Origin of the sequence: Persicitalea sp. (assembly GCF_041751555.1) — a bacterium.
Classification (GTDB): domain Bacteria; phylum Bacteroidota; class Bacteroidia; order Cytophagales; family Spirosomataceae; genus Persicitalea.
On record NZ_JBGSXF010000493.1, the window covers coordinates 1 to 6,734 of the forward strand.

Here is a 6,734-nt window from a genome sequence, read left to right on the forward strand (position 1 = left end):
CCGCGACCCGAGTCTGTATCCTCATCTTTTTGAAAACGGAATTCTGACTTCCCATTTCTCTTATCCAAAGCCTACCGACCCGGCTATCGTACGCCTGGTCGTTACCGCCCAGCACAAAAAAGAAGACCTCGATCGACTGGCTGAGGTGCTTCTTAATTTTTAATTAGTGAATTAGTGAATGTGGGAATAATGCATCTGGGAACTCAGAAACACCGATACCGACATCCATTCTATTGCTCATTCATTCTTTCATTGATTTTTGCGAGCCTTGCTTCTTCTTTTGCTTTTGCTTTTTGCACTCGTCCCGAAACGATGATACTTACTTCGTAGAGCAGTGTCAGCGGCAGGGCGACGAGGATTTGGCTATAAATGTCGGCGGAAGGTGTAATGATGGCCGCCGCGATCAGAATAACAATCAGAGCGTGGCGGCGGTATTCCCGCATCCAGGCGGGCGTCAGGATACCGACACGCGACAGTACAAACACGACTACGGGTAGTTGGAAAGCCAGTCCGCAAGCTAGCGTCAGCGTGGCGACCATACCAATATAAGAACTGATGCTGAATTCATTAATGATGGATTCGTCCAGCTTAAAATTAGCCAGGAAGTTCAGCGCCAGCGGCGTAACGATATAGTAGCCAAAGAGGACGCCCGAGAAAAACAGGAAGGTGACGTAGAACACCGCGCCGCGCGCCGCCTTGCGCTCGTACCTTTTCAGCCCTGGCTTGATGAATCGCCAGATCTCCCAGAAAGCGTAGGGGAAGGCAAAAACCAAACCGATAATCACCGAGGAGGTAAGGGCCATCGAAAATTGCTCGCCCACACCAAGGGCCTGCAACTCAAAGTCGATCTTGTCAATGCAGAGCCCTTCGGCGCCCACCGCTTTACCTAGTTTGCACATCATCCGGTACGTCCAGAAATCAGTCTGGGCCGGAGCGATGATAACATAGTGATAGACTTCCTCGATGTACGTCCAGCCCAGAATGGCGAATACCAGTACAGAAGCTACCGCCCGAATAATATTCCAGCGTAGTTCTTCCAGGTGTTGTAGAAAAGACATCTCCTGTCCTTCCTCCTCGTCCAGCTCTTCTTCAAATTCCTGATCTAGGGCCATTTTATGGGTATTCTTCTTTCTCGTAAAATCTTCAAAGCGCGAAAGTACGCACTTAAAGAGAATTTTGAATTAGTGAATGTCGGAATTGGTGAATATATATCGCCGGGCGACTCCGTCCGATATCGCTCCGGCGACCCGGTCATTAATCCACTCATTCCAAATTAATAGAGCGGCACCTTTGCCATCCAGTCATTCACTTCCTGCTTGGCGGCGGAGATTTTGGCCTCATCATCGTGGTGAGTGAGGACTTCGTCAACGAGGTCTACGATACGCTCCATGTCGTTTTCGACCAGGCCGCGGGTCGTCATCGCGGCGGTGCCGACGCGCATGCCTGAGGTCACCATGGGCGATTGGTCGTCGAAAGGAACCATGTTTTTGTTGATCGTAATATCAGCCTTGATGAGCGTATTTTCTGCCAACTTTCCGGTTAGGCTCTTAGGGCGCAGATCAATCAGCATCATGTGGTTGTCAGTGCCGCCGGAAATGATTTGGTAGCCTTTTTCCAAAAATGCCTTTGCCATTGCCTGCGCGTTTTTCTGCACCTGCACGGCGTAATTGTAGTATTCTTCGCTCAGTGCCTCACCGAAAGCAATAGCCTTGGCGGCAATGACGTGTTCCAGCGGACCACCCTGCGTACCGGGGAAAACGCCCGAGTCCAGCAGCGACGACATAGTACGCGTTTTGCCCTTGCTGGTCGTGATGCCGAAGGGATTCTCAAAATCATGGCGCAGCATAATCAGGCCGCCACGCGGCCCGCGCAGGGTTTTGTGAGTGGTGGTGGTCACGATGTGACTGTGTTCCAGCGCGTCGTTGAGCAAGCCTTTAGCGATGAGTCCGGCGGGGTGCGAAATATCGGCCAGCAGCACCGCTCCTACTTGGTCGGCAATGGCCCGCAGCCGGACATAGTCCCAGTCGCGACTGTACGCCGATGCCCCACAAATAAGTAGTTTCGGCTTTTCTCGAACGGCGGTTTGCTCTACTTTATCCCAATCGATAAGACCGCTATCAGGTTCCACGCCGTAAAAAACGGGCTGAAAGTACTTGCCTGAAATGTTGACTGGCGAGCCGTGTGACAGGTGTCCGCCGTGAGCCAGGTCGAAGCCCATGATTTTATCGCCCGGATTGAGACAGGCCAGGAATACCGCAGTATTGGCTTGCGCCCCCGAGTGGGGCTGTACGTTAGCCCATGAAGCACCGAACAGTTCCTTCGCTCGATCAATAGCGATCTGCTCAATCTCGTCCACTACCTCGCAGCCCCCGTAATAGCGCTTGCCGGGTAGGCCTTCCGCGTACTTATTGGTCAGGCAGCTTCCCGAGGCTTCCATAACCTGTTTGGAAGTGAAGTTTTCCGAAGCAATCAGTTCGATGCCTGATTTCTGGCGGTGCAGTTCTTTATCGATAAGGTCGAATACTTGCGTGTCGCGGGCAGCTTGGGTGAGCGTGGTCATGGGATTTTATAGGTATGAAGTCTACGAATTTATGTGTCTCTCAGAAATTTTTCCCAAAAATACGTGCTAAAAAAGTAGGAATGAAACCTGACGTTGAAAGTAGATTCCACTATTCGATTGATTAACTTAGTGTTTGATTCAATTTTAGGTATTTCTTAAATTTTTTTATTAAAAATGGTACCTTGTAGTTTTGTGGCCAAGCACGTGTAATGTGCGTCAGCCTATTTTCTGTAAAAACTTTACCCTTAATCCCTCTATGGATTCTCCAACTCTCAGTTCCGAAGCCATTCTTATGCAAGCCGCCGACCAGGGTATGGCTTCCAAGACCAGCGGCAGTATCGGTCAGCCGATTACCTACGAAAAAATTCCGACGCACATCTACGAAGATTCCCGTGCGGCCTCGCTGGCGGTGGCGCACGAAATCGCCGACTTGATTCGCCAGAAGCAGCGCGACAAAAAGTCCTGTGTGCTGGGGCTGGCTACGGGTTCGTCGCCCAAGACGGTGTACGCCGAACTCGTGCGGATGCACCGCGAGGAAGGGCTGAGTTTCAAAAATGTAATTTCCTTTAACCTCGATGAGTACTACCCAATGGAGCCAGACTCCATCCATAGTTACCATCGGTTCATGAAGGAACAATTGTTCGATCTGGTGGATATTCCCAAAGAGAACTATTTCTTGCCAGATGGTACCATCCCGGCGTCGCAGATTAAGGAGCACTGCCGCGCCTACGAAAACAAAATCAACCAGGCGGGTGGTCTTGACTTTCAGCTACTCGGTATCGGCGGCAATGGCCACGTGGGTTTCAATGAACCCGGCTCGCTTATCAACGCCCGCACCCGACTCATTGCCCTTGACCACTCGACCCGCGCCGCCGCCGCAATGGAGTTTGGCGGCTTGTCGCAGGTGCCGCGTAAGGCCATTACAATGGGTATCGCACCCATCATGAACGCCAAGCGCATCGTACTCTTGGCTTGGGGCGAGCGCAAAGCACCCGTGCTACGCAGCGCGGTGGAAGGCCCCGTAACCGAACGTAATCCAGCTTCCTACCTGCAAGCTCATCCGAACGCCCTTTTTGTGATCGACGAAAGGGCAGCTTCCGAACTGACCCGCATGAAAACGCCCTGGGCGGTGGATTCAGTAGTTTGGGACAACAAGATGGTCAAGAAAGCGGTCACATACCTCTCGCAGAGTCAACACAAACCCATCCTGAAACTGACTGATAAGGACTACAACGACAACGGCATGAGCGATCTGCTGGCGCAGTCCGGGGCGGGTTATGAGATCAACATTGACATTTTCAACCAGTTGCAGCATACCATCACTGGCTGGCCCGGTGGAAAGCCTGACGCTGACGATACCAATCGTCCCGAGCGTAAGGACCCGGCCCGCAAGAAAATCATCATTTTTAGTCCGCACCCCGACGACGACATCATCTCGATGGGTGGTACTTTCCAGCGACTTGTGGATCAAAACCACGAAGTCCACGTGGCCTACCAAACCTCGGGCAACATCGCCGTAGCCGACGATGAGGCGCTGCGCTTCATCGACTTCGTGGTGGATTTCAACAGGCGTTTCTCCATCGAGAATACGGATATCACCAACAAGATTTTCCACGACGCCAAAGAGTTCTTAAAGACCAAAAAAGACAGCGAAATGGACACGCCCGAGGTACGGCATGTCAAGGGCCTTATCCGTCGGGGCGAAGCCAAGGCTACCTGTCGATTTGTAGGTGTCCCCGATGCGCAGGTACACTTTCTGGACTTGCCCTTCTATGAATCGGGAACGGTGCAGAAAAAACCGCTTGGCGAGGAAGATATCGTCATCATCGAAGACATAATTAAGGAAATAAAGCCGCACCAAATTTATGCGGCGGGCGATTTTGCCGATCCGCACGGTACTCACAAGGTGTGCTGGGACGCCATCGAAGCGGCCGTCGGGCGCTTGAAGCACAAGAATTTCATGAAAGACTGCTGGATATGGCTCTATCGCGGTGCCTGGGCCGAGTGGGATATTCACGAAATTGAAATGGCCGTACCGATGAGTCCTGACCAGGTACTCAAAAAGCGCATGGGTATTTTTAAACACCAATCGCAAAAGGACGGGGTGGTATTCCAGGGCGAAGATTCGCGGGAGTTTTGGCAGCGAGCCGAAGAGCGCAATCAGGGAACCGCAAATCTTTACGATCAGCTTGGTCTGGCCGAGTACGAGGCGATGGAAGCGTTTGTACGGTGGAGGTTTTAATTTAGAGGTGAAAGTGAATTAAAGTAGTCAAGAAACCATACATAATTTCCAGAAAACTTTGAGCTTTCTGGAAGTTTTGCATTTAGATAAATCGTATGAAATTATTTCCTTTCTTGTTCTGCGCACTTTTTCTGAGCACTTCCCTCACCGCCCAATCGTGGCTCATCGGCCCGTTCAGTAAGCATAATTCCGCCAATCCGGTTTTGACACCGCTGACTACCACGACCTTCGACTGCCCGGTGCGGGGTGAAACAGTCAAGTGGGAAATAAAAGACGTCTTCAATCCGGCGGCGGTGGTGCGGAAGGGCAAGATTTACCTGATCTACCGCGCCGAAGACGAAGTCGGAAAGTACAACGGTACCTCCCGCATCGGGCTGGCTACCAGCACCGACGGGCTGCACTTCAAGCGGATGCCCAAGCCCGTGCTGTATCCCGACAATGATTTCATGAGAAAGTACGAGTGGGAGGGAGGCATCGAAGACCCGCGCGTGGTCGAGACCGTCGAAGGACAATACGTGATGACCTACACCGCCTATGACGGCGACAAGGCGCGGCTATGCGTGGCGATGTCGCCCGATCTCGAACATTGGACGAAGTACGGGCTGGTGTTCAACAACTTCACGCGGGGCGGAGGCGAAGATTTATGGTCGAAGTCTGGCTCCATTGTGTGCCGCCGAGTAGGTGGCAGGTTAATTGCCACAAAGATCAGCGACAAATACTGGATGTACTGGGGCGATAAACAGCAGCTTTTCATCGCCACTTCCGACGACCTTATCAACTGGTATCCATTAACAAAGGGCGATAAGTCGCTGAAAGCCGTAGCCGAGTATCGGCCCGGTAACTTCGACTACCGCGTCCTGGAACCTGGCCCGCCCGCAATCATTACGTCCAGAGGCATCGTGCTGATATACAACGGAATGAACGATGCCAAAGATGGCGACATCAATCTGCCGGATGGTACTTACGCCGCCGGACAATTCCTGTTCAGCCGTGATGCGCCCGACCGCCTGACTGACCGCTCGAAAAGTTATTTCATGAAGCCCGACCAGCCTTACGAAATCACGGGGCAGGTCAACAACGTGACCTTCGTGGAGTCGATGGTGCCGTATCGGGGTCGTTGGTGGCTCTACTACGGCACGGCAGATTCCAAAATCGCGGTGGCCTCAGCGCCCTTGCGCTAGAAAAAAAAACGGGCGTTCGGGATGTCAATCCGAACGCCCGCACTCGATTTTTCAGGGCAAGATGCAAGTTGATCTGCTACATCGCCGCATTACTCGGCGGATACGGACGTCACGACGCGCGTGGTTTCCGTGTTGATTATGAAGGTTTTCTCGGCCCGACCTTTGTCAGTTTCAACCACAAAGGCGTAGGCACCGTCGGCCAGGTTCGACAGGTCGAAAATCTTCGAGTAGTTCTCGGTTCCCCGGGCGTACTCGCTGTAAAGTACCTCCCCGGAGGCGTTTTTGATGGCAACGTACAGGCGGCTCGTGAGGTCTTGCACCGTGAGGCGGAACTTCATGTCTTTGTACGTCTTTACCGTCATGTTTACGGTACCTTCCTCGCGCACTTCGGTTGAAGTGGGGGCAATGTTCTTGGCGGTAATTGTGCTGGCAGCGGATACTCCCATCCATACTGCGGCTACTAGGATGATTCTTTTCATATAGGTAATTGATTGTTAAGATTCGATTAATAATAATTGGACTTTTTTAATATTTGGTTAATCTTGCCTTGGGCGACTCTCAAAGTGATCATGCGAAAGCCTTTTTCGTTTAACTTGACATTGCAAACGTACCAAAGCACTGAAAGCAAGTCAATAGCAAAAGTCATATCCTGGAAAGTTCATCTTACAATCCTACGATAATATTAGCAAAGTGCTATGTTTATATAAATAGTACAACAAGTCGTTCATTACTTGCTACGATAAATTTATCG

General features: G+C 51.6%; 5 protein-coding genes. 2 read left to right on the forward strand and 3 right to left on the reverse strand.

The features are described from left to right. Positions 1 to 230: 230 nt before the first annotated feature. Together tatC and glyA are read right to left on the reverse strand one after the other, a co-directional pair. On the reverse strand, positions 231 to 1,112 hold the full coding sequence (gene tatC / locus ACEW8P_RS17330) for a twin-arginine translocase subunit TatC (protein WP_373514333.1): 882 nt from the start codon (positions 1,110 to 1,112) through the stop codon (positions 231 to 233). Between the two features lie 161 nt (positions 1,113 to 1,273). Then, on the reverse strand, positions 1,274 to 2,560 hold the full coding sequence (gene glyA, locus ACEW8P_RS17335) for a serine hydroxymethyltransferase (RefSeq protein WP_373514334.1): 1,287 nt from the start codon (positions 2,558 to 2,560) through the stop codon (positions 1,274 to 1,276). Positions 2,561 to 2,852: 292 nt separating this feature from the next. Between glyA and nagB the strand changes: the two genes are divergently transcribed. Continuing rightward, positions 2,853 to 4,802: a glucosamine-6-phosphate deaminase gene (nagB, locus tag ACEW8P_RS17340; RefSeq protein ID WP_373514337.1), complete on the forward strand. Its 1,950-nt coding sequence runs from the start codon at positions 2,853 to 2,855 to the stop codon at positions 4,800 to 4,802. Positions 4,803 to 4,897: 95 nt separating this feature from the next. Beyond that, positions 4,898 to 5,983: a glycoside hydrolase family 130 protein gene (locus ACEW8P_RS17345; RefSeq protein ID WP_373514335.1), complete on the forward strand. Its 1,086-nt coding sequence runs from the start codon at positions 4,898 to 4,900 to the stop codon at positions 5,981 to 5,983. Between the two features lie 89 nt (positions 5,984 to 6,072). Here the strand turns inward: ACEW8P_RS17345 and ACEW8P_RS17350 are convergent, their stop codons facing one another. After that, positions 6,073 to 6,462 (reverse strand): hypothetical protein, encoded by a 390-nt coding sequence (locus ACEW8P_RS17350; RefSeq protein WP_373514336.1) that lies wholly within the window; start codon positions 6,460 to 6,462, stop codon positions 6,073 to 6,075. Positions 6,463 to 6,734: the final 272 nt, after the last annotated feature.